21 protein-coding genes and 7 pseudogenes are annotated in these 25617 nt (G+C 63.1%); 6 read left to right on the top strand and 22 right to left on the bottom strand.

Annotated elements, in window-relative coordinates; genetic code table 11:
* Positions 1-52: 52 nt before the first annotated feature.
* From ACX82Z_RS13890 to ACX82Z_RS13880, 3 genes are all read right to left on the bottom strand, one after another.
* Positions 53-1201, bottom strand: a complete 1149-nt coding sequence (locus tag ACX82Z_RS13890; protein WP_024586543.1) for an acyl-CoA dehydrogenase family protein — start codon at positions 1199-1201, stop codon at positions 53-55.
* A gap of 74 nt (positions 1202-1275) precedes the next feature.
* Entirely contained in the window at positions 1276-2043 is a 768-nt protein-coding gene (locus ACX82Z_RS13885; protein ID WP_024586542.1) for an SDR family NAD(P)-dependent oxidoreductase, read from the bottom strand.
* A gap of 16 nt (positions 2044-2059) precedes the next feature.
* Positions 2060-2839 (bottom strand): enoyl-CoA hydratase/isomerase family protein, encoded by a 780-nt coding sequence (locus tag ACX82Z_RS13880; protein WP_024586541.1) that lies wholly within the window; start codon positions 2837-2839, stop codon positions 2060-2062.
* Between the two features lie 233 nt (positions 2840-3072).
* On the opposite strand from ACX82Z_RS13880, the pseudogene ACX82Z_RS13875 reads away from it, so the two are divergent.
* Positions 3073-3492, top strand: a pseudogene (locus ACX82Z_RS13875) (transposase); the annotation flags it as partial.
* 78 nt (positions 3493-3570) lie between these two features.
* On the opposite strand, the gene istB reads toward ACX82Z_RS13875, so the two are convergent.
* Together istB and istA are read right to left on the bottom strand one after the other, a co-directional pair.
* The gene (gene istB, locus ACX82Z_RS13870) at positions 3571-4428 is read right to left on the bottom strand and encodes an IS21-like element helper ATPase IstB (RefSeq protein WP_024586539.1); all 858 of its coding nucleotides are present in this window, start codon (positions 4426-4428) and stop codon (positions 3571-3573) included.
* The gene (gene istA / locus ACX82Z_RS13865; protein WP_024586538.1) at positions 4425-5684 is read right to left on the bottom strand and encodes an IS21 family transposase; all 1260 of its coding nucleotides are present in this window, start codon (positions 5682-5684) and stop codon (positions 4425-4427) included. Before istA ends, istB begins: the two co-directional genes overlap by 4 nt.
* Before the next feature lie 147 nt (positions 5685-5831).
* On the opposite strand from istA, the pseudogene ACX82Z_RS13860 reads away from it, so the two are divergent.
* Positions 5832-6467: pseudogene (locus ACX82Z_RS13860) on the top strand (IS701 family transposase); the annotation flags it as partial.
* Between the two features lie 126 nt (positions 6468-6593).
* Positions 6594-7634 carry an IS110 family RNA-guided transposase gene (locus tag ACX82Z_RS13855; RefSeq protein WP_024586537.1) on the top strand — a complete coding sequence of 347 codons (1041 nt, stop codon included), beginning with the start codon at positions 6594-6596 and terminating at the stop codon, positions 7632-7634.
* Between the two features lie 278 nt (positions 7635-7912).
* Here the strand turns inward: ACX82Z_RS13855 and ACX82Z_RS13850 are convergent.
* Positions 7913-8575, bottom strand: a pseudogene (locus tag ACX82Z_RS13850) (IS5/IS1182 family transposase); the annotation flags it as partial.
* 77 nt (positions 8576-8652) lie between these two features.
* On the opposite strand from ACX82Z_RS13850, the pseudogene ACX82Z_RS13845 reads away from it, so the two are divergent.
* Positions 8653-8802 (top strand): annotated as a pseudogene (locus ACX82Z_RS13845) (IS5/IS1182 family transposase); the annotation flags it as partial.
* A 59-nt stretch (positions 8803-8861) separates the two neighbouring features.
* Here the strand turns inward: ACX82Z_RS13845 and ACX82Z_RS13840 are convergent.
* Positions 8862-9539 (bottom strand): TetR/AcrR family transcriptional regulator, encoded by a 678-nt coding sequence (locus ACX82Z_RS13840; protein ID WP_024586534.1) that lies wholly within the window; start codon positions 9537-9539, stop codon positions 8862-8864.
* Between the two features lie 678 nt (positions 9540-10217).
* Here ACX82Z_RS13840 and ACX82Z_RS13835 point away from each other — a divergent pair.
* Positions 10218-10559 (top strand): annotated as a pseudogene (locus ACX82Z_RS13835) (helix-turn-helix domain-containing protein); the annotation flags it as partial.
* A 269-nt stretch (positions 10560-10828) separates the two neighbouring features.
* Here ACX82Z_RS13835 and ACX82Z_RS13830 read toward each other — a convergent pair.
* A complete protein-coding gene (locus ACX82Z_RS13830; RefSeq protein WP_024586532.1) occupies positions 10829-11863 on the bottom strand; it encodes an IS110 family RNA-guided transposase in 1035 nt (344 codons plus the stop codon).
* Positions 11864-11936: 73 nt separating this feature from the next.
* Between ACX82Z_RS13830 and ACX82Z_RS13825 the strand changes: the two are divergent.
* Positions 11937-12383, top strand: a pseudogene (locus tag ACX82Z_RS13825) (IS630 family transposase); the annotation flags it as partial.
* Positions 12384-12638: 255 nt separating this feature from the next.
* Here ACX82Z_RS13825 and ACX82Z_RS13820 read toward each other — a convergent pair.
* From ACX82Z_RS13820 to ACX82Z_RS13755, 14 genes and pseudogenes are all read right to left on the bottom strand, one after another.
* A pseudogene (locus tag ACX82Z_RS13820) lies at positions 12639-13571 on the bottom strand (IS110 family RNA-guided transposase); the annotation flags it as partial.
* Positions 13572-14215: 644 nt separating this feature from the next.
* Complete coding sequence (locus tag ACX82Z_RS13815; RefSeq protein ID WP_081718911.1) at positions 14216-14614, bottom strand: TetR/AcrR family transcriptional regulator; 399 nt, start codon at positions 14612-14614, stop codon at positions 14216-14218.
* Between the two features lie 102 nt (positions 14615-14716).
* Positions 14717-15969, bottom strand: a protein-coding gene (locus tag ACX82Z_RS13810; RefSeq protein ID WP_152529556.1) for an IS3 family transposase whose coding sequence is annotated in 2 segments (ribosomal slippage) — positions 14717-15615 and positions 15615-15969 — 1254 coding nt in all. Because the reading frame shifts where the segments join, the coding sequence is not laid out codon by codon here.
* Positions 15970-16396: 427 nt separating this feature from the next.
* A complete protein-coding gene (locus tag ACX82Z_RS13805; protein ID WP_051375790.1) occupies positions 16397-16837 on the bottom strand; it encodes a ribbon-helix-helix protein, CopG family in 441 nt (146 codons plus the stop codon).
* 3 nt (positions 16838-16840) lie between these two features.
* Positions 16841-18883, bottom strand: coding sequence for a conjugal transfer protein TraG (locus ACX82Z_RS13800; protein WP_024586527.1), 2043 nt, complete (start codon positions 18881-18883; stop codon positions 16841-16843).
* A gap of 148 nt (positions 18884-19031) precedes the next feature.
* Complete coding sequence (locus ACX82Z_RS13795) at positions 19032-20768, bottom strand: relaxase/mobilization nuclease domain-containing protein (RefSeq protein WP_024586526.1); 1737 nt, start codon at positions 20766-20768, stop codon at positions 19032-19034.
* The gene (locus ACX82Z_RS13790; RefSeq protein WP_152529555.1) at positions 20765-21013 is read right to left on the bottom strand and encodes a hypothetical protein; all 249 of its coding nucleotides are present in this window, start codon (positions 21011-21013) and stop codon (positions 20765-20767) included. The genes ACX82Z_RS13795 and ACX82Z_RS13790 overlap by 4 nt, the downstream gene beginning before the upstream one ends.
* The gene (locus ACX82Z_RS13785) at positions 21010-21960 is read right to left on the bottom strand and encodes a lytic transglycosylase domain-containing protein (protein ID WP_459589583.1); all 951 of its coding nucleotides are present in this window, start codon (positions 21958-21960) and stop codon (positions 21010-21012) included. The genes ACX82Z_RS13790 and ACX82Z_RS13785 overlap by 4 nt, the downstream gene beginning before the upstream one ends.
* 48 nt (positions 21961-22008) lie before the next feature.
* Entirely contained in the window at positions 22009-22335 is a 327-nt protein-coding gene (locus ACX82Z_RS13780; RefSeq protein ID WP_024586524.1) for a DUF736 domain-containing protein, read from the bottom strand.
* 34 nt (positions 22336-22369) lie between these two features.
* Positions 22370-22930, bottom strand: coding sequence for a S26 family signal peptidase (locus ACX82Z_RS13775; RefSeq protein ID WP_024586523.1), 561 nt, complete (start codon positions 22928-22930; stop codon positions 22370-22372).
* Positions 22927-23421 (bottom strand): DUF2840 domain-containing protein, encoded by a 495-nt coding sequence (locus ACX82Z_RS13770; RefSeq protein WP_024586522.1) that lies wholly within the window; start codon positions 23419-23421, stop codon positions 22927-22929. Before ACX82Z_RS13770 ends, ACX82Z_RS13775 begins: the two co-directional genes overlap by 4 nt.
* Complete coding sequence (locus ACX82Z_RS13765; protein WP_024586521.1) at positions 23418-24176, bottom strand: DNA-methyltransferase; 759 nt, start codon at positions 24174-24176, stop codon at positions 23418-23420. The genes ACX82Z_RS13770 and ACX82Z_RS13765 overlap by 4 nt, the downstream gene beginning before the upstream one ends.
* Positions 24177-24468: 292 nt before the next feature.
* Positions 24469-25332 carry a replication initiator protein A gene (locus tag ACX82Z_RS13760; RefSeq protein WP_024586520.1) on the bottom strand — a complete coding sequence of 288 codons (864 nt, stop codon included), beginning with the start codon at positions 25330-25332 and terminating at the stop codon, positions 24469-24471.
* A gap of 20 nt (positions 25333-25352) precedes the next feature.
* Positions 25353-25613 carry a helix-turn-helix transcriptional regulator gene (locus ACX82Z_RS13755; protein WP_024586519.1) on the bottom strand — a complete coding sequence of 87 codons (261 nt, stop codon included), beginning with the start codon at positions 25611-25613 and terminating at the stop codon, positions 25353-25355.
* Positions 25614-25617 lie beyond the last annotated feature (4 nt).

Here is a 25617-nt window from a genome sequence, read left to right as displayed (position 1 = left end):
CCGGCATCCGCTGCCCCTTGCTGTGTGCGCGCTCAAAAATCGCCGCTCATTCCTAGAGCGAGCGAGCGATGACTTCCTTCTGGATCTCATTCGCTCCGCCATAGATCCTCTGAACTCTGGCGTCTGCGAACATTCGGGCGATGGGATAGTCGGTCATGTAGCCATACCCCCCAAAAAACTGGAGGCAGGTGTCGATCACCTCGACCTGCAAGTCCGTTCCCCAGTATTTCGCCATGGAGGCTGTCGCCGGATCTATCGTACCCTCGAGAACCCGAGCGATGCAGTCGTCGATGAAAAGTCGGCTGATCCGCACTTTCGTCGCACATTCGGCAAGCTTGAACCGTGTATTCTGAAAATCAAAGAGTGACTTTCCGAATGCCTGCCGCGACTTTACGTACTCCAGCGTCAGCTCCAGCGCTTGCTCCGCATAGGCGACGCCGTACAGGCCGAGGATAGTGCGCTCGGCCTGCAAGCTGGTGATGATCTGGCCGAAACCTCGCCCCTCCACACCACCAAGAAGCGCATCGGCAGGAATACGGCAGTCGTCAAAGAATAACTCCGCCGTGTCCTGGCCCTTCTGTCCGATCTTCTTCAGGATCCGACCGACCGAGTAGCCTTCAAGTTCGCGGAGGTCCACGAAAAAGGCAGAAATGCCGCCAGCGCCCGTCTCAGCCGGACCCGTCCGGGCGACGACCGTCGCCAGATCAGCATTGTAGCCATTGGAGATGAACGTCTTCTGGCCGTTCAGGACATAGCTGTGGCCGTCGCGTCGCGCCGTAGTCTGAATCGCCTTAGCGTCGGAGCCAGCGCCGGGTTCGGTCAGCGCAAACGCGACGATAGCGTTGCCTGCCGCAATCTCCGGCATGTACTTTCGCTTCTGGCTTACCGAGCCGTAGTTCAGGAGCGGAGGCAACGCCATGGGCGATCCCATGATCAGGCCGAATGCGGTGTCACCCGCCCTGGCCTGCTCCTCGACAATGATCGCCTCGTGAGCAAACGTGCCTCCCATTCCACCGTACTCTTCGGGAACCGACGCGCAGATCAGCCCCAGTTCGCCTGCCTTCTTCCAGACCGAACGATCCACGTGCTGCTGGGCTTCCCACTGTTCCCGGTGCGGCGTCACCACCGTTTCGAAGAAATGACGAACCGTCCGCCGGAAAGCCTCAAGTTCGTCGTTAACCCACGGGGACGTTTTGCGCATGGACGCATTTCCTCTTTGGAAAATATCAGATGCTATTTGGATTGGGTGTTTCTAAAGAACGCGATTTTGAAGTCTCAAGCGCTCAATATGACACCGGAGTCGAATCTATACGTGCGGCCGTTGTGAACAGGATTTCTGATTATCTCTTCTACAAACATCGCGAATTCTTCAGGATGGCCCAGCCGTTTGGGGAACATCATTTGCGCTTCGAGTCCTGCCTTGACCGATGGAGGCACACTATCGTAGATGGGCGTGTCGAACGCGCCGGGAGCAATGGTGACGACCCGGATTCCTTCGGGCGCTAGTTCCCGCATCAGCGGATATGTCATTCCGACAATCGCTGCTTTCGAAGCGCTATATCCAATCTGGCCAACCTGCCCTTCATAGGCTGCTCCCGACGATACGCAGATGATCACCCCGCGTTCGCCGTCGGCCAGTTCGGGTCCCTTTCGCATAGAACCTACGGCTGTGCGGATCACATGGAGGGTTCCGTACAGATTGACCCGTATGGTTGCGTCGAATTTTTCCATCGGGATCGGGCCGGATTTACCGAAGAGCCTAGCCGGCGCAGCAACGCCGGCTGCGGCAATAACCGTGTTGACAGGTCCAAGACTGCTTTCTGCCAGGTCAACCGCCGCCTCTACGCTCCCGAGATCGGCAACATCAGTCTTGCAAAATAAAGAGCGGTCGCCGAGTTCGCGCGCAAGGTTATTGCCCGCCTCCTCGTTGAGATCGAGTATCGCGACGCCCTTCGCGCCCAGATGAATTAGACGCTTGCAACAGGCCGCCCCGATACCGGATGCGCCTCCGGTGACCACCGCAATGCTTTCTGAAATGTTCATTGATGTCGTTCCTGGTTCAAATGCCTTTGAAAACCGGCCGTCGCTTCTCGGCGAATGCAGCCAAGCCTTCCCTCATATCCTGCGAAGTCACGTGGACGGTGTTCGCCTCCATTTCGAGATCCAGGACCGACTCGACCGACTGATCCGCAGAGGCGTTGCTCAGCCTTTTCATGTGAGCCAGCGCAAGTGGGCTTTTCTCAGCAATGGATGCAGCCAGTGCGCGAAGACGAGCCTCAAAATCGTCGGCGCTCCATACCTTTGCAACCAGGCCAGCCTGCCGAAGTTCATCCGCATTCATCGTGGAGCCGGTAAATTGCAGATACTTCGCAACCACCGGCCCCACGATGCGGGGGAGGATGGCGCATGACCCTGCGCCCGGGATTACGCCGAAATTTGCGTGACCATCTCCAATCAAGGCCGTATCGCTCGCCACGATAATGTCGGCCGAAAGTGCCAGCTCTAGTCCTCCGCCCATCGCGGCACCGTTAATCCCGGCGATCACGGGAAAAGGCAAAGCCCTCAACCTGGCGAACAGCCCTTGGCAATTTTTGATAAAGCGAGGCAGATCCAGCGATCCGTCGAGCGATCGCCCAACGCTATGCAGGTCCGCGCCAGCACAGAATGCGCGGCCTTTACCGGTAATCACAAGGACGCGCACCGATCCGGACATCCCGTCCAGAATCCGCTCGATCTCGAGAAGCATCTCGGACGACAGCGCGTTCAATGCCTCCGGGCGCGAAAGAGTTAGCCAGCCGACAAGTCCGTCCTCGACATAGTCGATTGTCTCAAAGCGCATGGTCCCTCCCGTTGGAGCTCGCTTCGCGCTCCGATTTATCCTCCGGCAACTAGGTCGCCGATACAATGATTTCTACTGTTTGGTAACATATTGGACCTCGCATATACATGTCAAGGGCGGCGCCTGAGACACGCGGCGTTGAATCCAAGCTAGCAGCCTAGCACTACTTTGGCAGATTAACGGATTATCAATGATGGTTGCCGATCCTTCGTGCTGGAACTGGAGGGATCGCGATGGTGGAATTGGGCGTTGCCCTGACGGCGTGGCTGCAGCCGTTTGTGGAGAAGCTTGGTCACAAGAAGCGGCGGCAGATGTGCCCGGTCTATGTCTCGGGTCTGATCGGGCCGGGCGAGCGCAAGAGCGTAGGCCCGATGGCCGAGCGCCTCGCGCCTGAGCACTACGACCGTCTGCATCACTTCATCTCGGACGGCATCTGGGATGCCGGGCCGCTGGAGACGGAACTGGCCGTGCAAGCCGACAGGCTGGTAGGCAGCGATGACGCCGTCCTGGTGGTCGACGACACGGCCCTACCTAAGAAGGGCGACCGCTCGGTTGGGGTCGCGCTGCAATATGCCTCCGCGCTTGGCAAGCGCGCCAACTGCCAGACGCTGGTCTCGCTGACGCTGGCGCGTGACGAGGTTCCTGTTCCCGTGGTGTCAACGGGCACCGAAGTTTCCGCAATTGTGGGCGTGTAAAATTCCCTATGTTGGCGGCGGGTCCGAGGTCGGTGATCAGCCGAACGGTCGATCTTCGTGTCCTTTCGTGGGTCGGCCACGCCGTTTCGGGACCGGTGGTGGATTGACGAGTGCGTTGGCGCGAAGGTTCTCCGGAACCAGGGCGGCATGCTCGCGCATGCGATAGCTTGAGCCTTCGATTTGCACGACGACGGCGTGATGCAGGATCCGGTCGAGCAGCGCGGTGGCGACTACGGGATCTCCGAACACGTCGCCCCATTCGGCAAAGCCCCGGTTCGAGGTGAGTATCATCGCTCCCTTTTCGTACCGCGCGTTGACCAGTTGGAAGAAAAGGTTGCCGCCGCCCGGTGTGACCGGCAGGTAGCCGATCTCGTCGACGACGAGCAGCGACGCCCGGCAGAGGAAGCGGATGCGCTCGCGCAGAGTTCCCTCCCGCTCGGCCTTGGCGAGCTGGGCGACGAGATCGGCGAGCGGGATGAAGTAGACCAGCTTGCCGGCGCGCACCGCCTCGACGGCCAGTGCGGTGGCAAGATGGCTCTTGCCGGTTCCTGGCGGGCCGAGCAGATGAACGACCTCGGCGCGATTGATAAAGTCGAGGCCGGCCAATGCCATGATGCGATTGCGGTCGAGCGATGGCTGGAACGAGAAGTCGAAGCCGGCGAGCGTCTTCACCGTCGGCAGCCGCGCCATGCGTAGCGCCGCCTTGATCCGGCGGTTCTCGCGGAGCGACAGTTCCTCGAGAAGCAATTCATCGAGCGCCTCGATGCCGTCAATCTGTCCCTGCTCGATGCGGCGCAGGGTGGTGTCGAGCATCTCAAGCGCGCGCGGCATCTTCAGCCCGACCAGGCTGTGGCGGATATTGTCGACCCGCGACGATGCTGTGGTGAGCGTCATGGTCGGTCTCCGATCGCCAGTTGCGCCCCGATCGCCTGATAGATGGCGAGCGACCGCAGCGGGACATGGTCGCCGATGCGGCCGATGGTGATTCCAGCGGCGACACCAGTCCTGCGCTTCGCGACACCGCCGGTACGGTGACTTCGATCGATGCGGTATTGCTTGCGGCCTTCGAGAACGGGATGTTCGGCGACGACATTGCCGAGGTCGAGGATGCGGATCAGATCGGGCAGTTGCTGCACCTCGACGACACGTCGGGTGCGGTCCGGCACGCTGTAGAAGTTGCCGCCGACCGCGACGAAGCCGTCGTGGCTAACGCGGCGTTCGAGCTTCAGCACGGCGTCGAAGCGATGCTCCGGCAGCGTCTGCAACTCGGGCTGTTCGGCATCGAACGCTTCGGCGACGATGCGCTGGGTCGTGCCGTGGACCCGGACGTTGGCGACGGCGTCGAGCCACTCAATCAGTTGGGTGTTCAGATCGTCGAGGTTGCGGAAGTTGCGGCCGAGGTAGAAGTCCTGGCGGATATAGCTGAACGGTCGCTCGACCTTGCCTTTGGTCTTGGCCCGGTACGGACGACAGGCGCGCGGCTGGAAGCGATAGTGCCGCGCCAGCGCCAGCAGCGAGCGGTTGTAGACGATGTGGCCCTGGTCGTCCTCGCCGATGACCGCCGTCTTCATGCGGTCGTAAAGGATCTCGATCGGCACACCGCCGAGCGCGGCGAATGCCTGCATATGACAACGGAGGAGCGTCTGCAGATCCTGGTGCAGGACGTAGCGCGCGAAGATGAATCGCGAGTGGCCAAGCACCAGGCTGAATAGCCAGACGATCCGGCTGGTGCCGGGATCGTCGGTGAAGTCGACGACGAAACGAGCGAAGTCGACCTGCGCCTGGACGCCTGCCGGCGTCTCGAAGCGGACCTCATACGGCTTAGGCTCGTTCTCGGGCCGGATCGCAGCGAGGTATCGCTTCACTGCCGTGTAGGCGCCGACATAGCCGAGTTCACGGATCTCCCGCGTCAGGCGCGCGGCGCTGAGATCGGGAAAGGCGGTCACACGTTCGCGGATAAAGTCCATGTAGGACGCCAACTTGCTTGGCCGGCCCACCGAGCGTGGCCCGTAGACCGGCGCCTCGACACCGCGGTCGATATACTTGCGCACGGTCTTGGGATCACGCCCCGTCCGCCTCGCAATGGCGGTGATTGATAGTCCCTGTCGATGCATTTCCAGAATCATCATCAGTTCTCCAAGTCGCACCATCGCCGCCTCCCTCGCGCAGAGGTCATGGCACCAATGGCGGCTCGGTTCATTCCGGCGGGGCTAGCCCCGCCGGAATGAACCGAAAGAAATGTCAATCAGGGAATTTTCAAAGCCCACTTTCAGGGAGAATTGCAGGACCGGTGACACGTGGGTCTGCGGCTTTACCTGCCGCAGAGTTGGACGAGCGATGCGGATCGGATCGCCAAGGCCGGCGTTCCCGAGCAATGTCGGGTGGCCCGCACCAAGCCGGAGATCGCCCTTGCCGAGATCGACCGTCTGATCGCCGCCGGGCTGCGCTTCGGCATGGTGCTTGCCGATGCCGGCTACGGTCTGTCTGCGCCGTTCCGCCAAGGGCTGAGCGCACGCGGCCTTGCCTGGGCGGTCGGCATCGCGAAGCACCAGAAGGTCTATCTGGCCAGCGTGTCGCTGGTCTTTCCCGTCGCCGGACGCGGCAGGCCGCGCAAGAACCCGATCCCCGATACGCTCTCAACTGCCGCCGAGACGATGTTGGCGCAAGCAGGTTGGAAGACGGTGAGTTGGCGCCACGGAACTGAAGGACGCCTTGCCGCACGCTTCTCTGCCCTGCGGGTCCGCATCGCCGATGGCGACCCGCAGCGTATCCTTGACAAAGGCCAGCAGCACATGCCCGGCGAGGAGGCTTGGCTGGTCGGCGAATGGCGCTCTTCCGGCGAGCGCAAATACTATCTGTCCAACCTGCCGGCCGACACGACATTGAAGGCGCTCGCCGCCGCCATCAAGGCGCGATGGGTTTGCGAGCATGCGTGACCGTCCAGCCGCGAATGAAGCCGTGTCGCTGATCGATCGAGGCATGTTGGGGTGGACGGCCCCCGCACGGCATCGATGTGCCAGAATGAGGTCGTTGAAGATCTCAAGCAAAGGAGACCGTCCGTGGAGCAGATTATTCGAATCGGTATGGACACGTCAAAGCACGTATTCCAGTTGCATGGCGTGAACGCGGCTGAGGAACCGATCCTGCGCAAGAAGCTGCGGCGCAAGGAGATGGTGGCGTTCTTCGAGAAGCTGCCACCTACAGTAATTGCGATCGAGGCGTGCGGCGGATCCCATCATTGGGCGCGCCTGCTGCAGTCGTTCGGTCACGACGTGAAGCTGCTTCCGCCGCAACTGGTCAAACCGTATGTCAAGCGAGGCAAGAACGATGCGGCGGATGCCGAAGCGCTGTGTGAGGCGATGAGCCGACCGACGATGCGGTTCGTGCCGGTAAAGACAGCCGACAGCCAGGCGGCATTGATGCTGGCCGGAGTGCGTGACCGGCTGGTCCGCAATCGAACGCAACTCGCCAACGCGATACGCGGCTACGCAGCCGAGTTCGGTCTGACCGCCGCGAAGGGGATGAGCAAGATCGAACCATTGCTCGAGCGCATTGCAGCAGACGAGACGCTGCCGGATTTGGCGCGGGAGCTTTTCGCTCTTCATGGCAAGGAATACGCGCAGTTGCAGGTGCAGCTGGAAAAAATCGATGCCAAGCTGATGGCCTGGCATCGGGCCAATGAATGTAGTCGTCGTCTGGCACAAATCCCCGGCGTCGGCCCGATCGGCGCGTCGCTGCTGGTGATGAAGATGCCCGCACCTGAGGCCTTCCAATCGGCTCGGCATTTCGCCGCTTGGCTCGGCCTGACGCCAAAGGATCACTCCACTGCCGGCAAGGTTAGGCTCGGCGTCATCACGCGTGCCGGCGACGAAGCCCTGCGCAGCGTGCTGGTCGTCGGAGCCACCGCCGTCATCCGGCATACCCGATCCGGTCGAGGCACTGTTTCGCCTTGGCTTGTTGATCTTCTGAAGCGCAAGCCGCCGAAACTCGCGGCCGTGGCTTTGGCCAATAAGATTGCCCGCATCGCTTGGAAGATGATGGTGACGGGTGAGCCCTACAGGAAAAATGCTGCGACGCTTGCCTTGGCGCACGCCGCATGAAGATCAGACAGCTACGGGGAGCGCTTCTACCGCTATCGTGCTGAGCTGAGGCCGGAACTTGCAAGAGAAGAGGCAGATGGTGTGATCGATCGATCCGAGACGCGAGACACTCCGAAAGAACCATCGGCCGCTACAGGCCGCCGGCGTGTTGGGGACTCGCGTCGCGGAAACCATCTTGGCCAGCGATCATGTGTGATCGCGCCCATAGGCCGGACATATGATCGCAAGCGATCCGATCAAAAAGCTGCTTGACAATCTTGCGAGAAGGGGGTCGTCCACATATGGTTCTTGTAGCCGAAGATGGGAACGGCGATGTCGCGCTTGTGCTCGTTGCCCTCGTCATCGACCTTGGCCTTCGAGAACTTTACGGTCCAGCGCGCGTCCCGGTCTTTCTGCCGCAGCTTCGCGGGCTTGCCTTTCCAGACATCCGGTATCTTGCCCGCTTTGATATCGGCCTTCTCATCGTCGGTGTTTCTCTGCTTCGGCGCGGCCACCACCGTGGCGTCGACGATCTGTCCGCCCATGGCCAGATATCCGGCTTTCGAAAGATGGCGATCGAAACGGGCGAACAGGTTTTCGACCGCGCCAGCCTGCACGAGGTGTTCCCTGAACAGCCAGATCGTCTTGGCGTCCGGCACCCTGTCGCCGGCATCCAGAAGACCAAGGACCCGGCCGAAGGTGCGCCGGTCCATGATCTGGAATTCGGCCTGATCGTCCGACAGACTACACAGCGCCTGCAACACCAGAATTTTGAACATCATCACCGGATCGTAGGGCGGGCGGCCACCCTTCGAGCCATCCGAGCGCTTCAGCGCCTTCGACAACGGCTTGCGGAATATCTCCCACGGCACGACAGCGTTCAGTTTCTCCAGCGGATCGCCGGCTTCGCTCAACCGCGCATAGCGCTCGTCAACGTCCCAGAACCCGGCCTGTCCTCGCATCCATCGCCTCCATGCAAATCAGCACGGCGATGGAATCAAATCACGGCCGAAAACGCGAGGTAATTCGAGGCGTCCAACAGATCACAGGCGATGCGGCCCATCCGGTGATCGTGGCGCATCGGCTGGTAACCACCTCGATCGATTACGGAGCGCTCGACCCGCTTGTTGAGGACATCTTCATCCATATTGAGCATAAGCTGCGTGAGGTCTCGGGCGACGCGGGCTTTGGCACCTAGGCGAACTTGGCGCCCATGGCGAAACCCTGGATCCGGACCAATCGAAAAACCTACCGTCTTGCCGCTCTGATGAAGAGGTCGATGTATGTTTCTGTTATCTCTTCCTTGCCGAATTGGCCGTCCGGCTTGTACCAGTTTGCGATACCGTTGAATCCGCCGAATATCGCATTGGCAACAAGAAGCGGTTCGACATCCCGCAGCGTTCCATCCGCGATGCCTCTTGCGACAATGTCGCGGAGAGTTCGATCGATCTGCTTAGCGAATTTTAGCAGAATCGCTCGGCTTTCCGGTTTGAGAGGGCGGAGTCCCGTCCTCACGAGGCAGATTCCGAAATCGTCCGTCATCAGCTCGGAATAACGCCGTAGAAACTGGGAGAGTTGCTCTATGCCAGTAAGTTCACTTTCATTTTGCTTTTCAAATACGTCCTTAATAAGCCCCAAAGCAATACGCTGACATTCGAACAGTATGTCGTCTTTATCCTTTATGTAATAGTAGAGTGTTGGCTTTGTAACGTTGAGGCGCTGTGCCAGCTCATCGAGCGTTGTGGTGTGATAGCTGGTGTCATTGAACGCTCGTGCCGCAGTGCGCAGCAAAATCTCTCGCCGCAGCTTATGTTGTTCGCCACGATCAAGAACTTTCTTTCCCCACCGAAAGGATGTCTTGTCCTCGGACGCATGCCGCCTGGCTGGGCTCTCGTTCCGTTTCAACTGGTTTTTTTCGTTCGTCATAAGGCCATACTAGTCAACGTTGAAAGCGCTCTACTCACCCGTAGGGGATTTGCAACTGTGGCGACAAGAGCCAATATCCTGCCAGTCGAAATTTTGAAGAGTCAAACCACACCCAACGCCCGGTCCGATGCAAGAGGCTGTGAGTGTGGGCGTGTGCTGCTGATCCGTGGACAATTCGAAATCGCAAGTTTAAAGGAGTTGAACCCGCGCTGGAAGGGGCGATTTCTGGGCTGATTTGCTAAGCCGCCGCGCCGATGAAGGCGTAGACCCTACGTTCCGCGGACGAGACCCTCGCGCCAACGGCAAGTGCTATCCACAAATGGCGGTAAATGGGCTGCTACCTCCAAACTGAGTGATCCAATCTGATTGTTTGGATCGCCGAAAGGTGGAGTATCCGATCTCGTGACATTGCAGGACGCGGGTTACCGCCGTGACATCCTGGCGTCGGCGCCACGGTCGACCCGCGTGGTGATGCCGTCTATCTCATCTGGGCACCCGAATTAGCCTCGACGGCCGTAAGAGCTGCCGGCTTTGGCACGAACATTTCGGAAGCAAACAGTGAACATAACAGAACCGAAAGGGCCAGAGCGGGATGACTTGATGCTGAGTCGGATTGGGGATTCCCCATGGCGTCCAAATCTGATTCATCTTGCCGACCGGGACAGGAGGCCGGCATGGATGGGCAAGCCTTATTCTATGGATCTGCGGGACCGGGTTGTTGGCGCGGTTGAGCACGAAGGCCTGTCGCGGCGTCAGGCTGCGGCACGGTTTGGCGTCAGCTACAGCGCTGCGATCGCCTGGCTGAAGCGCTTCCGTGAGACGGGCAGCGTCGAGCCGGGCCAGATGGGCGGCCACAAGCCGAAGGCGATTTCCGGCGCGCATCATGACTGGCTTGTGCAACGCTGCCGGGAAAGGGACTTCACCCTGCGCGGACTGGTGGCGGAACTGGCCGAGCGCGGCCTGAAGGTCGATTACCGCTCGGTATGGGCGTTCGTTCATGCCGAGAAGCTGTCGCACAAAAACGTATGGCCCGCCCCGTTGGCAAGTTGGTTGCTTCAGGCTTTGTTTGGTCGTGCACAAACGTATCCGGCGTAGTGGCGTTGCTGCCCTCGCCATGATGGAGATCCGCGCGTCCTGGTCCTCATAAAAGTCTCGGCGTCGTAGCGCCGTTTTTTGAACCAGGTTTCCAGGGACGCGGGTGTTCGACCCTTCCGGCCATCAGCCTCCTTCCGCCAACCTCATACGGCTCCCTCGATCCGGGGCCGATCCTTTCGACTATACAGCTCCGCTCAGGCGGTCATCACCGTGCCCTTTTCCGGCTCGAAGCGTACACCATGCCGCAGCGTTGCCCACGCTATACGAGCGAGTTTCGCAGCGAGCGCGACAATGACCACGTTGCGGTGTGCTCGGGACAGAAGACCTCGAAGCCACGAGCCCAAAGGCGTCGCCTGTTTGGAGAGGCTCGGCAGTGCCGCGCGTGCGCCGTGGATTAGCAGCATGCGCAGGTGCCTGTTCCCCCGCTTGGTGATGCTGAGCAGCCGCGGTTTGCCGCCCGTCGTCATCTGCTTCGGCACGAGGCCGAGCCAGGCTGGAATGTCGCGCGCCCGACGGAACGCCTCACCGTTCCCGACGGCCGCAAACAGCGCGGTTGCGCCAAGGATGCCGATGCCGGGTATCGAGGTCAGCCGGCCTGCCGCCTCGTCGGCACGTGCATGCTCGGTCAGATCGTCGTTCAAAGCGTCGATCCGCTCATCGAGTGATCGCCACTCGGCTCGCATGTCTGCGATGAGCACCAAGATGCGGACCGAAAGGTCCGAAGGCGGCTCAGCGAGGAACGGTTCGATTTCCCGTTCAAGAACCCTGCGCCCTTGGCGGAAGGTATGTCCACGCTCGAGCAGGATCGCCCGAAGTTGATTGACGAGCGCCTTTCGCGCTGCCACCAGACGAGAGCGGGCCCGGTGCAGGGTCTGTAGGTCGAGCCGCTCCTGGCTCTTCAACTCGACGAAGCGCATGGTCGGCCGCGTGGCTGCCTCGGCGATCCCCGCCGCATCGTTGTCGTCGTTCTTTTGTGCACGGACGTACGGACGGACATGTTCGGGCGACATCAGTCGGACCTCATGCCCTTTCGCGGCAAAGAGACGACCGACATGATGCGCCCCGCAGCACGCCTCCAGAGCGACTGTACAAGGCTCAAGCTTGCCTGCAAGTTCGGCAAGGGTCGCTCGCCGGACGCGTCGGCGCAGGACGACCCGTTCCTCCGCATCCAGGCCAACAATACTATTCAGGTTCTTGCCCAAGTCGATTCCAAGGGTCACGATGGTCATCGGTTCGCTCCTTCCTCTCAAACACACCAGCACCATAGCTCGGTGCCGGCGGGAGGGGCGGGCCATCCCATAAAAGACGCTGATCGCCGCCGAGCAGGATCGCCCGGATGTGGCGCGGCGCCGGGCCCAGTGGATGCAGTACCGGAACCGCATCGATCCTTCCCGCCTCGTGTTCATCGATGAGACATGGACCAAGACCAACATGGCGCCGCTGCGGGGCTGGGCGCCGGTCGGGACAAGGCTCAGGGCCAAGGTGCCGCAGCGGCGCTGGAAGACCATGACCTTCCTGGCGGCGCTACGCCATGACCGCGTCGACGCGCCCTGGTTCATCGACGGGCCGATCAACGGCGAGCGCTTCCAGCTCTATTTCGAGAAGGTGCTCGCGCCGACCTTGCGGCCCGGCGACATCGTCGTGATGGACAATCTGGGCTCGCACAAGGGCAAGGCGATACGTGCCGCCATCAGCGCGGCCGGCGCGAAGCTGTTCTTCCTGCCCAACTATTCCTCCGACATGAACCCGTGTATGGATGGCTCCTGCGTGGCAAGGGTTTCGTGAGCATTCTTTTGAACTGGTCGGCTGCGGCCATGTATTCGGCGTCTGTGTGCAGCTGTGTGCTGCGCGCCATGATGAATTTCCGCTGGAGTACGGGTCCCACTCAATCGAACGCGCTTCATAGCGCTTCGGGTTCACCGGGGTGTCCCTCTTCTACCTATCCGTCAGTTCGCCATCACCTCACGTTGCCCTGACCATTCCTTCAGTCCGCCCTCAGCCCGATCATGCCGCCGAGACCCGAGGTCTATAGCTGGTTCCGTCGCGCAAAAGCGCGAAGATTGTCCGCGCCATGCGGTTCGCCAATGCGATCGCGACCACCTTGGTCTCCTTCGTCGCCAGCTTTCGCGACAGCCAATCCGTTCCTGGGCGTCGGCTCCTGCGGCGGACCATGATCTGGGCCATGGCTCCGAGATACAGCAGGCGTCGGATATATCGGTTGCCCATCTTCGAGATGCCGCCACTCCTTGGCTTGCCGCCAGTCGAGTGCTGTTTCGGCGTGAGGCCAAGCCAGGCAGCATAATCCCGTGCTGAGCCGAAGTTGCTGACATCCGGTGTCGTCGCGGCAATGGCCGTTGCGGTCAGTACGCCCACTCCAGGGATCGAAGCCAGCCGTCGGCTCATCTCGCTCTGCCGGTGAACATCCTCGATCTCCGCGGTCAGGCGATCGATCCGCGCCTGCGTCTCCGCGAACTGGTCGAAGAGCGCCTGAAGCGGCAGGCATGCGGCATCCGGCAGGGCGTCCAACTCCAACGCCAGCGCTTCGACGCGCTTCGTCCCCTTCGCAGCCACGATCCCGAACTCGGCCATGTAGGCGCGGATCGCATTGCCAGTCTGGGTGACCTGTCCGACGAGGAAGTCCCGCGCGCGGTGCAACACGAGCGCTGCGGATTCTGCTTCGCTCTTCACGGGAACGAACCGCATCGACGGTCGCGTCACCGCCTCGCAGATCGCTTCGGCATCAGCCGCGTCCGTCTTCCCGCGCTTGACGTAGGGCTTCACATAGGACGGCGGCATCAGCCGGACCTCGTGACCCATCTCCCGCAATCGGCGCCCCCAGTGGTGTGCCCCGGAACAGGCCTCCATGCCGATCAGACAGTTGGGTTGCTGCTCGAAAAATGAAAGAAACTGGCTCCGCCGGAACTGACGCCGCACAACAGCTGAGAGCATCAGGACCTTCTGCGTGGAGGTTGACGTCGACGTAGGCGTCCATCTCGATGAAACCGGTCGCGCGCGCTTTGCGCTTGCGTGGTCGTACTTGACGTTGCAGCGCGGGTTGTGGCTGCTGCGTTCAGGCACATTCTGGCAGCACCTACCGGAACACTACGGCAACACGATACGCCCGACACGCCGAAAACTTCCTCGAATTCGTCCAGATCGCCGCAATCGCTCAATGGCTGCTATAAATGTGGAATCGTCCTAGTAGTATATGAAGTGGAGTGATCAGCGCGCGTCGGCCATGTCTAGACCAGGATCGGGACTCGTAACCGTACCTCTCGCCGTCGTGCCCGGCGATTGCGCACCGTCAGCCCCCTCATCTCGGTAGATGCGGCTTCTCTGCGATGACTTGCCTTCTCCGACGCAACAGGATGAGCTGGCGCCGGGCGTCAATGCCCAGAGAGACCGTTGACGATGTAGTCGCGCACGAACCGACGGATGTCATTACTATCCACACTTTCTCGATCACTATAGAGTACGAACATCACAGCAACACGAATGATCCACCGTGCTGTTGTATTAAGATCTAGTTGCCTAATAGCCTTTCTTTGCATTAAAATATTCAAATATGGAGTCAGAATTTCTTATGAAGTTCGAAGAAGAAACTCCGATTCGACAGTCATCCAAGAAATTACCAAATCTCTCTCAAGCGTCCATAGACGAATAAAAAGTTGATTATTACGAGAAAGATCAACAAAACCGACAATTATCTCAACAATCAATTCGTCAGTTTTTGATTGGACATCAAGCTTAATTTTTAAATCGCCGTAGAACGACGCAAGTTCACGCCGAAGCACAGCCGCAAGGACATCATTTCGGTTGTTAAATTGTTTATATACCCACCTGCGCGAGAGACCACTGCGTGTTGCAATCTCCTGCATCGTCGTTCGTGCGTGGCCAAAATCTGAAAGGCAGGCTACTGCTGCATCGAGGATGCGATTGCGGATGGCCGTCGATGATGAGTCTATCTGCGTGATTGGCATATTGTACTGATCGTGGGAGTCTGTCTACAGGACCATTTTTAACAGAAGACATCTTAAGGAAGTGGAGTGCACCCTGTTTGACCGGACAGGCGGCGGGTTGCATTAAGCACCAGCGGCCTTGGCCCTGAACTCACGCGGCGAGAGGAAGCGCAAGCCGGAGTGCGGGTGGATTTCATTGTAATCGTCGAACCATTTTGGCAGCAAGGCCAGGACGGTTTCGGCGTCGGGCAGAATGACGTTTCCGGCGTAATCACGCTTCAGGGTTTTGACGAACGCCTCGGAGATGCCATTGCTCTGCGGCGAGCGAACAGGGGTGAAGGCCAGTCGCAAGCCCAGCGCCGCTGCGGTAGTCGCCGTTTCCCGGGCGATGTAGGCGCTACCGTTGTCGGACAGCCATTCGACAGGATGCAGCGTCCTGGCGTTGCCGAAGCGCTGCTCGACGGCCTCGACCATCAGATCGCGCACCATCTCGCCCGAGACGCCGGCATGGGCAACGGCCGACCAGGCGATGATCTCACGGTCACAGGCATCGATGACGAACAGCACCCGCACGATCTCGCCGTTGCGGCATTTGAGTTCGAGATGATCCGAGCACCAGCGGATGTTGGAACGCAAGGCAATGACGACGCCGTCATGGGTGCGAGCCGGGCGATAGGCGGTATGGCGCGTCAGCACGAAACCGTTGACCTGCATGATGCGCAGAACCCGCTTGGCGTTGACGGGCGGCAGGTCCTGGGCACGCCTCTCGCGGTTGAGCAGAGCCGTGATGCGGCGATAGCCATAGGTCGGCCGTTGATCAACCAGCCTGCGGATCACGGGCAGCACGGCCACATCTTCAGCCTTGGCGTATGGCTTACGCGTCGCCGGGCTTTCGAGATGGCGTTTCTTCGCCTGCTCGACGAGGTTGGAGCGCGAGACGCCGAGCGTGTCGGCAACCGTCTTCACAGCGAACCGTCCTGGTTGAACGAGGCGAGCCGCAACGTTGGCTTTTTGGGGGCGACGAGATCGAGCGCCTCCTTGAGGATCTCGACCTCCATGGTCTTCTTGCCCAGCATGCGCTCCAGGTCGCGCACGCGTTTCTCGAGTTCGCGGACGCGACCTGCGCCAACGACATCGTCGTCGGCCTGAACGGCGGTCGCACCGCCTTCGAGCATACGGCGCTTCCACGCAAAGAGCTGACTGGGCGCAATACCGGCGCGGCGTGCCACATAGGACACCGACATGCCGGGCTGCATGGCCTCTTCGACGAGGCGCACTTTCTCGGCTGTCGTCCAGCGCCGCCGGCGCTGCACCGAGGTGATCACTTCAACACGAGGCGAAGGAGAGAACGGATCAGAAGTCATAGTCATAATCATAGGCGTACGCCTATGCCTTATCGGCTATGCCGCCTGTCCGGTCAAAACGGGGTGCACTCCAGGAAGCTAGCGCCGCTTCGCCCTTAGTGTCCATTCCAAATTGCGCTGTCGATGCCTCGACCGACAGCATCTGCCTCCCGCGCAAGACGGATCTGCACCGGGTCGTGAATACGCTTCTGTGTTTGGCTTCCTCGGGTGGCGTGTGCCGGCTATTCTGCGAGGTTGGTGTAGCCCCCTCCCGGCTATAGGCCTCCGAGTGGTAAATCCGCCGTATTTCAAGTCCGGCTCGATCAGGTTAATGAAATGTAACCCGAGCGCGTCCACGAAACTCGGGTCTATTCAGAAATCATCATGGCGCTGACCCCGACCCTACTCGCTTAGGAGAGTGACCGACGGTTAAGGAGAATGTCTTATGCACACGTTCCCTTCATGAAATATCCTCCGAAACCTCTTGGCGCAGTCGTGGACCTCGGGCGAGACGCCGACCGAGCGCTTCGAGGAATTTTTCGTAGCGCTCGCCACCCTTGGCGCGGGCGGCCGCACCCTGGACGATCTCCGGCAGGGATATGGTCGAGGTCAGCCAGGATCGCATGAAGATGGCGAAGGCTTCGTTGGCGATGCCGATGTCGCGTTCGAGGCGCTGGATGTTGCGGTCAATCCGGTCGAGGCGCTTGACGATGGCGGCTTCCTTCCGCTCGTCGGCATCAGGCGACAGGAAGGAGGCGATGGCGGCCTCGGCTACGATCGAGCGGGATTGCTCCCGGCGGTCGGCGAAATCGGCCAGCAGCCGCATCAGTTCCGGGTCGAGGTAGACGGACAGGCGCTTCTTCCTGTCCGGCCGCTCCAGCCTGTCGTCGGCGTCGCGCATCGCTCACAGATCCATGTTGTCGCCGGGGTCCATCGAGACCTGGCGCGCGACGAGCCGCATGTTTCGGACGAGCGCCCGGTTGGTGGCGGCATCGGTGTCGGGCTCATCCGCTTCGGGCTCGAACTCGTTGGCGGGCTGCTTCGGCTGCTCCGGCGCGATGTCCTTGTGCGGCTCCAGGCCCGGCTCGCGGCGCAGACCGGCATTGGCGGGATCGTCGTCCTGCTTCGCGGCGGCAGCCGGCCGCGCCGCGCCGTTCGCGGCATGAGCGGAGCCGTTCGCCGAAGCGGCCGTGCCCTGGGCGGGGATCGCCACGACGATCGGCTTCAGCGCCGACCAGTCGTCGGGGCGCTGGACCAGGCCGGCGCGCGGGTTGGCGGGAACGGGAAGGAGGCGCTCGGTGAGACGGGCATCCTCGTAGTAGCGCGCCTTGTTCGCGCGGATCGGCGGGATGCCTGCTACCATGACGATCTCGTCGTCGGGCGGAAGCTGCATCACCTCGCCGGGGGTGAGCAGCGGCCGGGCTGCCTCGGAGCGGGAGACCATCAGGTGCCCGAGCCAGGGCGCAAGGCGGTGGCCGGCATAGTTCTGCATGGCGCGCATCTCGGTCGCGGTGCCGAGGGCGTCCGACACGCGCTTGGCCGTGCGCTCGTCATTGGTGGCGAAGCTGACGCGGACATGGCAGTTGTCGAGGATGGAATTGTTGGCGCCGTATGCCTTCTCGATCTGGTTGAGCGACTGCGCGATCAAAAACGCCTTGATGCCGTAGCCGGCCATGAACGCCAGGGCGCTCTCGAAGAAGTCGAGCCGGCCGAGCGCGGGAAACTCGTCGAGCATCAGGAGCAGACGATGGCGGCGGCCTTTCGCGTGAAGATCCTCGGTGAGCCGGCGGCCGATCTGGTTGAGCACGAGGCGCACGAGCGGCTTGGTGCGGGAAATGTCGGAGGGCGGGACGACGAGGTAGAGTGTCGTCGGCCGCGCGCCGGACACGATGTCGGCGATGCGCCAGTCGCAGCGGGCGGTGACAGTCGCGACGACAGGATCGCGATACAAGCCCAAAAAGGACATGGCGGTGGAGAGCACGCCGGAGCGCTCGTTGTCGGACTTGTTGAGCAATTCACGGGCTGCGCTGGCGATGACGGGATGCGGTCCCTTCTCGCCCAGATGCGGCGTGGTCATCATGGCGGACAGCGTCGACTCGATCGGCCGGCGCGGATCGGAGAGGAAGGCGGCGAGGCCGGCGAGCGTCTTGTCCGTCTCGGCATAGAGGACGTGGAGGATCGCGCCGACCAGCAGTGAATGGCTGGTCTTCTCCCAGTGATTGCGCTTCTCAAGCGAGCCTTCGGGATCGACCAGCACGTCGGCGACGTTCTGCACGTCGCGAACTTCCCATTCGCCCTTGCGGACTTCGAGGAGCGGATTGTAGGCGGCGGACTGCGCGTTGGTGGGATCGAACAGCAGGACGCGACCGAAGCGGGCGCGCAGGCCAGCGGTCAGATCCCAGTTCTCGCCCTTGATGTCATGCACTATACCCGAGCCTGGCCAAGTGAGCAGGGTCGGCACGACGAGGCCGACGCCCTTGCCGCTTCTCGTCGGCGCGAAGCACAGCACATGCTCGGTGCCGTCATGGCGGAGATAGTCGCGGTCGAGCTTGCCGAGCAAGACGCCATCGTCGCCGAGCAGACCGGCGGCGGCGATCTCCTTGCGCTCGGCCCAGCGGGCGGAACCGAAGGTGCGAACGTCCTTCGCCTCGCGCGCGCGGTAGATCGACATGAGGATGGCGACGGCGATGGCGATGATGCCGCCCGACGCGGCGATGCCGGCCCCTTCGTAGAAGATGGTCGGCGCGTAGGCGTCGTAGAAATACCACCACCAGAAGAAGGCGGGCGGCGGATAGAGCGGCCAGCCGGCCAGCTCGAACCAGGGCTGGCCGAGCTGCGACTGAAAGCCGAGCCGCCATGCGGTCCACTGCGTCGCGCCCCAGACCGCGACCAGCACGAGCGAGAAGACGACGACGATCTGTCCCCACATGACGCGGCTGGCGGACACGGCGGAAATTCTCCTCAAATTCGTTTCACGAGAGCGAAGAAGGACAAGCGCGGCGCGGGTTTCAATGGCGAATGTCTGCGGACTCGAAGCCGGTCGCAGATGGTGCGGAAAATACTTGCGCGGTGCGGCGAACAATCGTCGCGACTGCTCACAGTCCCAGCCCGCGCTTGCGGCCGAAAGACCAATCCACGCCGGCGTCGCCGCGGGCGACGCCGGAGATGTGCTTGCCGATGTGCTTCTCGACGGATGGCGTCCAGGGAACCAGCTTGAAGCCGAGCCCATCGTCGATCATGGCGAAGCGACCAGAGGCGAGCGCGAAGCGCTGCCGGTAGGTGCCGGCGACATATTCGCCTGCGGCCGACTTCTGGAAGGGCGTGCCGGTCTCGGCCGCGAGCTTCTGGCCGAGCGCGTCCAGCTCGCGCTCGCGCAGCGTGGCGAGCAGGTTACGGGCGAAGACCATGCGCGTGCCCTCGCGCCGGGCTAGGCCCTCGGCCGCGAGATGATCGGCGCGGGCCTCCATTGCTTGCTTTACCTCCAGGCCGAAGCCGCCGCCGAGGTCGACGGGATCGCGGGCGATGTTCTGGCGATCGAGCCAGGTCGAGCCGGTGGCTGTGGTCTGCTGCTCGATGGAGAGGTCGGCGCGCACGGCGAGAGCGGTGCGTGTCCGGCCATCGCGATCTTCGTAGCGGCGCAGCTCGACGATGGAGCCGGGGGCGGAATCGCCGGCCGCGTCGAGGTCGTGGAATCGGATGTGATGGGTGCGGCCGTCGATGCCGTCGACCACGGCATAGGCCGTGCCGCGCAGTTCGTCGTCCAGGCCACGCTCGACCAGCCGGCCAACAATGGGATCGGCATTGGCCTCGCCGGCGATGACGTAATCGGTCAGGCCGCGATCTATACCGCTTTCGGTCAGCGCGCGGTGCATGCGCTTGATGATGTCACCGCGCTCCCCCAGCTCGCGCAGAGTGGGTTCGGCTTCCTCGGCGATGATCCATTGGCCCGGGCCGATGGTCTCGGCGAGGCCGAGCCGTTCGAGATGGCGCAGCCGGCCGACTTTCAGCGTGACATACTCGTCGGGCTGCCTGTCCGGCGACGGGGCGACGTCGATGATGCCGTGGCGGTTGGCATCTCGGACGAGTTGGCGGTCGAGCTGGGTCCAGCGCTCGGCCGCGACCTGGCGCTCCAGCGAGCGGCGAATGTCGAGGTCGGCGCGCGGGCCGAGTTCCTGGGTGATGAGATCCTGCGCCCGGTTGCGCATGCCCTCCTTGATGTAGTCGCGGGCGATCACGAGGTCGTTGCCGTCATCGGCACGGCCGCGCAGGATGACGTGGACATGGGGATGCTCGGTGTTCCAGTGATCGACGGCGACCCAATCGAGCTTCGAGCCCAAGTCCTTTTCCATCTGCGCCATCAGATCGCGGGTGAAGGTCTTGAGGTCGGTCATCTCCAGCGCGTCGTCGGGAGAGACGATGAAGCGGAAGTGGTGGCGGTCGTCCTCGCAGCGTTCGGCGAAGTCCTTCACGTCGGCGTCGTCCGTCTCGGGGCCGAACATGCGCGCCTTCTCGCCGTCGCGGGTCACGCCGTCGCGGCGCAAATAGTTGAGATGGGCGGTGAGCGGCGCGGACCTCGCGGTATGCCTGACCACGCGGGTCTTGATGACGGCGCCGCGCGAACGGCTGGTGATGAGGCGGTTGGCGCGCACGCTTGCCACGCGCCCGCGCCCGAAGCGCGAGCCGTTGCCGGAGGTGATCCTGCCGGAGCGCGAGACGCGGCCGCCGGCCTTCTGCGCTGCGGCAAGGGCTTGGGCGACAAAGGGCTTCGCCTGCTGCGCCCTGGAGGAGCGGATGCGGCCGGGGCGGATGCGGAAATCGTCGTCCCGGCTCATGGTGATTTCCGCTGCGATGTTCGGGTTTCGCTGAAACCGTTGAACAATCTCAGGCCGCGCACCTCGCGCGCCTGATCCGCGATGCGCGCGAAATCCCGAAAAACCCCGCAACAACAACCGCCCGACCGAGCCGCGATGTGCGGCTTTTTATCCCGCCCTCCTTCGGTCGGTTGTGCCGCTGCCCCGCAGAGCACCGCAATCCTTGCGATTGCGCACCACGCGAAGCGAGAAAGCACGATGGTCAACGCCGATCTCCTTCCCTTGCCGGCCGTTCCACGAACAGGCCGTCGGATGGTGGCGCGAGCGCCGACAGATCGACGATCGCCGGTGCGTCGGAAGGTCGGCCGGAAGGAGAAAGGGAGTTGTCCGTATCGCCGTGATCGTGGTCCGCGAAGCGGGCGACGAACAGCGGCGCGCGGGACCATGCCTGCGACGCAGGGGAGCGCACCATGTGCCTGATCGGGGCCGTGCCGTCGATCATCGGCATGATCTTCGCGACGTATTCGACGGTCTCGGCCGGCAGCGCGCGGCCAGTTGCGAGATGGTCGTCGTAGCGGCCGGGACCGGCATTGTAGGCGGCGAGCATGGCGTCGACCGAGTCGTAGCGGTCGTGCATCTCCCGCAGATACGCCGTGCCGGCGAGGATGTTGTCGCACTCATGCCAGGGGTCCGCGCCGAGGCCATGCTTCTTGCGCAGCTCGTCCCATGTCGCGGGCATGACCTGCATCAGACCCATCGCGCCCTTGGGCGAGAGCGCGGCGGGATCGTTGACGCTTTCCACCACCATGACCGCGCGTATCCAGCGCTCGGGAATGGAGAAGCGGCGAGCGGCAACGCCGATACAGGCCGCCCACGGATCGGCCGATGCGGCTGCCACGCTATGCAGCTCGGGCGGCGGCTCGGCCGACGCCGGAGCGGCCAGGGCGGCGATCATGGCGCATGCGGCCAGCATCGCCATGATCGTCCGGTCGGCAGCGCGGGCACCGCCGTCCCGATGCGCCATCAGCCTGCCATCGTGCTCGCTGCGGCCAAGGGCAAGGCTTCCCCGGCGGCCGGTATTTTCCGGACGGGCATCGTCGTAAGACGTGTACGCTCCCCGGAAAATAGGCCGCCGCCCCTGACCTTCGCTGCGCGCGACGGCCGCCCGACAGGCGATCGGGTCGAGGGGAGTGACCGGCGTTCGACCGATCAAGGGGAGTGAGCCTGAAGGATCACGAGAACGGCGGCAGCGCATGACGGGTCATGCCTCGCCGTCGTTTTTCTTCCGGCGCGTCCAGAGAAGATTCCATGCGCCCTTCTTGGTGTCGGACTCGAACAGGCGGGCGCGGATCGGCTCATGGAAGGACGGATCGTCTATGGTCAGCGACAGGAAGCTGCCGGCCTTGTCGCCGGTGCGGTCCCAGGCCGCGCCGACTTCCTGCCCGTCGAGGAAAACGCGATGCTCGGGCGCGTTCTCCGCGTCCGATTCCTCGGCCGGGAGGATGGCCACCTCGACGTCGAGGGTGAGCGTGCGGATGCGGCCGAAATAGCCGTCGTCGTTGCGGGTGAAGGTGCCGATCTGGGCCATGCGATGTTCCTTTCGCGGGTTGAGAGGCGAGCCGTCACGGCTCGTCGGAGACCGGCTCGCGGAAGGATTCCGTGGCCGGATCGGGGTCGTCGGTGCTCCAGACGGGAACCGCCCGGCCGACGAGGGCGGAGACGGGAAGCGGCCCGAAATAGCGGCTGTCGAAGCTGTCGGGGCTGTCCCAGTTCATGAAGAAGGCTTCGCCGGCGAGGAGCGTGCGGCAGCCCTGCCAGACCGGCAGCGGCCGGCCGCGCGTGTCCAGCGCGCGGGCCTCGCCATAGGTCGTGCCGTAGGCGACGATCTCCGCGCCGGAGCGGCAGACAGTGGTGCCGGACAGAGCCAGCACGCGCTTGATGAGCGGCAGTCCGCGCGGCAGGTAGCCGCGTTCGTCGAGGAATGCGGCCAGCTCGTCGGGCGGCATGACCACGGCGAGGTCCGTCACCGCGATCTTCCCGGCCGGCACGATGCGGTAGAGGCCGACCGGAACGCTGGCCGATGCGTTCCAGATCACGCGGACGTCCGGCCGATGCAATGCCGGGGCCGCGACCAGCGCGGCGCCGGCGAGCATGGTGATGAGCGTCACGCGGCGCGCGGTCATGGCAGCAACTCGCGGCGGCGCAGCCAGGCGCGGTGCTGCTCGTGACCATAGGCTCGGAACGGCCCGTTGACGCTGATGCGGTTGTGGAGGTGACGCCAGTGGTCGGGCGCGACGTCAGCCGGATCGACGCCGAGCGCCTCGATCGCGTCCACGGCCTTCAGCACCGCCTCGACCTTCGGCCAGCCGGTGATGCGCAGCAGGATCTCGCCGCCGGGTCGCACGAAGGGCAGCGTCTGGAACGGCTCGCCGCTTGCAACCGCGCGCACGATGTCGATGCGCGAGATGATCGTGCCGTGCTCGTTGCCGGCCCAGCGAACGAAGCCGAAGATGCTGCCCGGCGCGAAGACGACGACACGGCGATGACGGTCGAGGCGCTGATCCTCGGCGGCTCGGCCGAAGCGTATCCAGTGCTCGATCTGCTTCTCGCGCCAGGTCAGCTCGACCACTGTGCGGTCGGGAGACATGCCGGCGCTGCGGATACCCGCCGTCATGGCCGTGCCCCTTCGGTGAAGGGCAGCACGGACGCGATGCGCGCCCCCGCGCGCTCGGCCATGTCGGCGTCGATCTCGCAGCCGAGATAGCGTCGGCCGGTGAGCCGACAGGCTTCGCCGGCCGCGCCCGACCCAGCAAACCAATCGCCGACCAGGCCGCCCGGCGGGCAGCTCGTGCGGATCAGGATTTCGAGGAGGAAGACGGGCTTCTCGGTCGGGTGGATCGCGTAACCGTGGGCGTTGCGCACGAAGATCACGGAGCGCATCAGGCGCGGGCCGCCGTCCTCGCTGACATAATGGCCGGCGTCGATCCGGCCGGTGTGGGGTGGCCGCATCTTGCGCCGCACGGTGCGCGCCGTGGCGTCCGGCGTCGTCTGCACCTCGTTGTAGACGGCGCTCCACGGCACGTCGGCGCGGCGGAACTGCACCGCCAGCTCATGCACCCTGCGGAAGCGGTCGGCGTGGAAGGAGGAGCCGTTCTGCTTCTCCCACACGATCTCCTGCGCGTAGGCCAGGCCGGCGTCGGTGAACGCCTTCGCCGTGGTCATGAAGGAGCGCAGCGAGCCGAACACCCAGAGCGAGCCGGACGGCTTCAGGGCGGTGCGCGCGAGCGGCAGCCAGCCATCTACCTGCCGATCCCAGGCGAGCGACGTGTCGCCATAGGGCGGATCGGCGAGGATCAGGTCGAAGGGACCATGCGCCGGCATGAGGTCGCGGCAATCGCCCGCAAGAACCGTGGGAGGCAGGATCGTCATGGCGCGATCCCCGGCAAGCGGAGGAGCATCGTCGCCACGCCTTCACGGCTGCTGCGCGGTTGTCCCCTATTTCGTGAAATGGGCGACCGCGTTAGCAAGAATCCGAAGGATTCTTCAGTTAGGGAAGTTAGAGGGGCCGGATTCCGCTTGGCGAATCCGATGCTTGCGGGGCGCCGGCGTTCCCGATGGTACGGGATTCGCGTTCCCGAAAAGACGGGAATCGGCGTTCCCGATAGTACGGCTCCGTCCACATGATTTCCACGTCTGCCGTGGTGCAGGGCTCCGGGCGCGGTCATGACCGTGTTCCGCCGCGCTTGCGCCGGCGCGGCGCCCGGTCATGGCCGTCCGGCTGGAAGGTGAGCCGCTGGCGGCCATCGGGATCGTCGACCAGCGCGAGGCGGTAGCCGGGCAGCGGCTGGCGCTGGACGATGGCGCGCAGCTCGAAGCGGAAGCGCCTGAGCGGCGACAGGCTGCCCGACTTGAGATGGAGGTGCGGAACGTCGAAGCTCCAGCCGCCGTTCTGGCGGCCGCCATGCTTGCGCACGAGCCGGTAGAGCCATCGTTCGAGGCCGCCTGTCAGGTCGAAATACTGGCGGTCGATGGTCAGCACGAGGGCATCGTCGATGACTCCTGCATAGAACCAATCGGGCAGGATCAGCTCGATGCCCAGCGATCGCCCCTGCGTGTCGAGGCGCTCCTTCCACTCGGCGATCCACGAGAAGCGGTGGCGGCGGCGCTCGGAGGGCTGGCGGATCGAGGTGAGGATGGTGGTCGATTGCAGCCGGTCGAGCGCGGCCTTCAGCCTGTCGTAGTTCAGGCCGGAGTCGGTGCGGCCGATGAAGGTGAGGATTTCGTATGGGGTGGACGACATGAAGCGCGAGGTGGTGAGGCCCCTGTCGCGCGCGTCGACGATCTGGCTGGCGGCCCAGATCAGCACGTCGGCATCCCAGATCGTCGCCATGCCGTGCTCGGCCGTGGCCTCGACGCGGATCGACACGTCGCCCATGCGGAAGTCGATCGGCGTGACGCGGTGGGACTTTGCCAGCGAGAAGAACGGCCAGGACATGAGATCCTGCGCGTCGCGCGCCGCGATCTCGCCGGAGCGCGCCCGGAAGAGTTCGAGCTGCTGGCCCTGATATGTGCGGCGCGACGACATGAAGGCGGACACCGGGGCGATCAGCGCGCCGGGCCGGCGTCGGACGCGGATGCGTCCGCAGACCGTGACGCCGCCTCGGAGGTCGATTGGCGGGCGCAGGCGTCGATCCAGGCTTCGAGGTCGGCGACGGCATAGACCACGCGGCCGCCGAGCTTGTGGTAGATCGGCCCGGTGCCGTCGCAACGGTGCTTTTCGAGCGTGCGCGGCGACAGGTCGAGAAGGCGCGCGGCTTCCGGCGTTCGCACGAAGCGCGGCCAGTCGGTGGCGGTGCTGTTGGACATTGTG

This window comes from Aliihoeflea sp. PC F10.4 (assembly GCF_054612275.1).
This window is presented reverse-complemented; position numbering and strand designations above follow the sequence as displayed.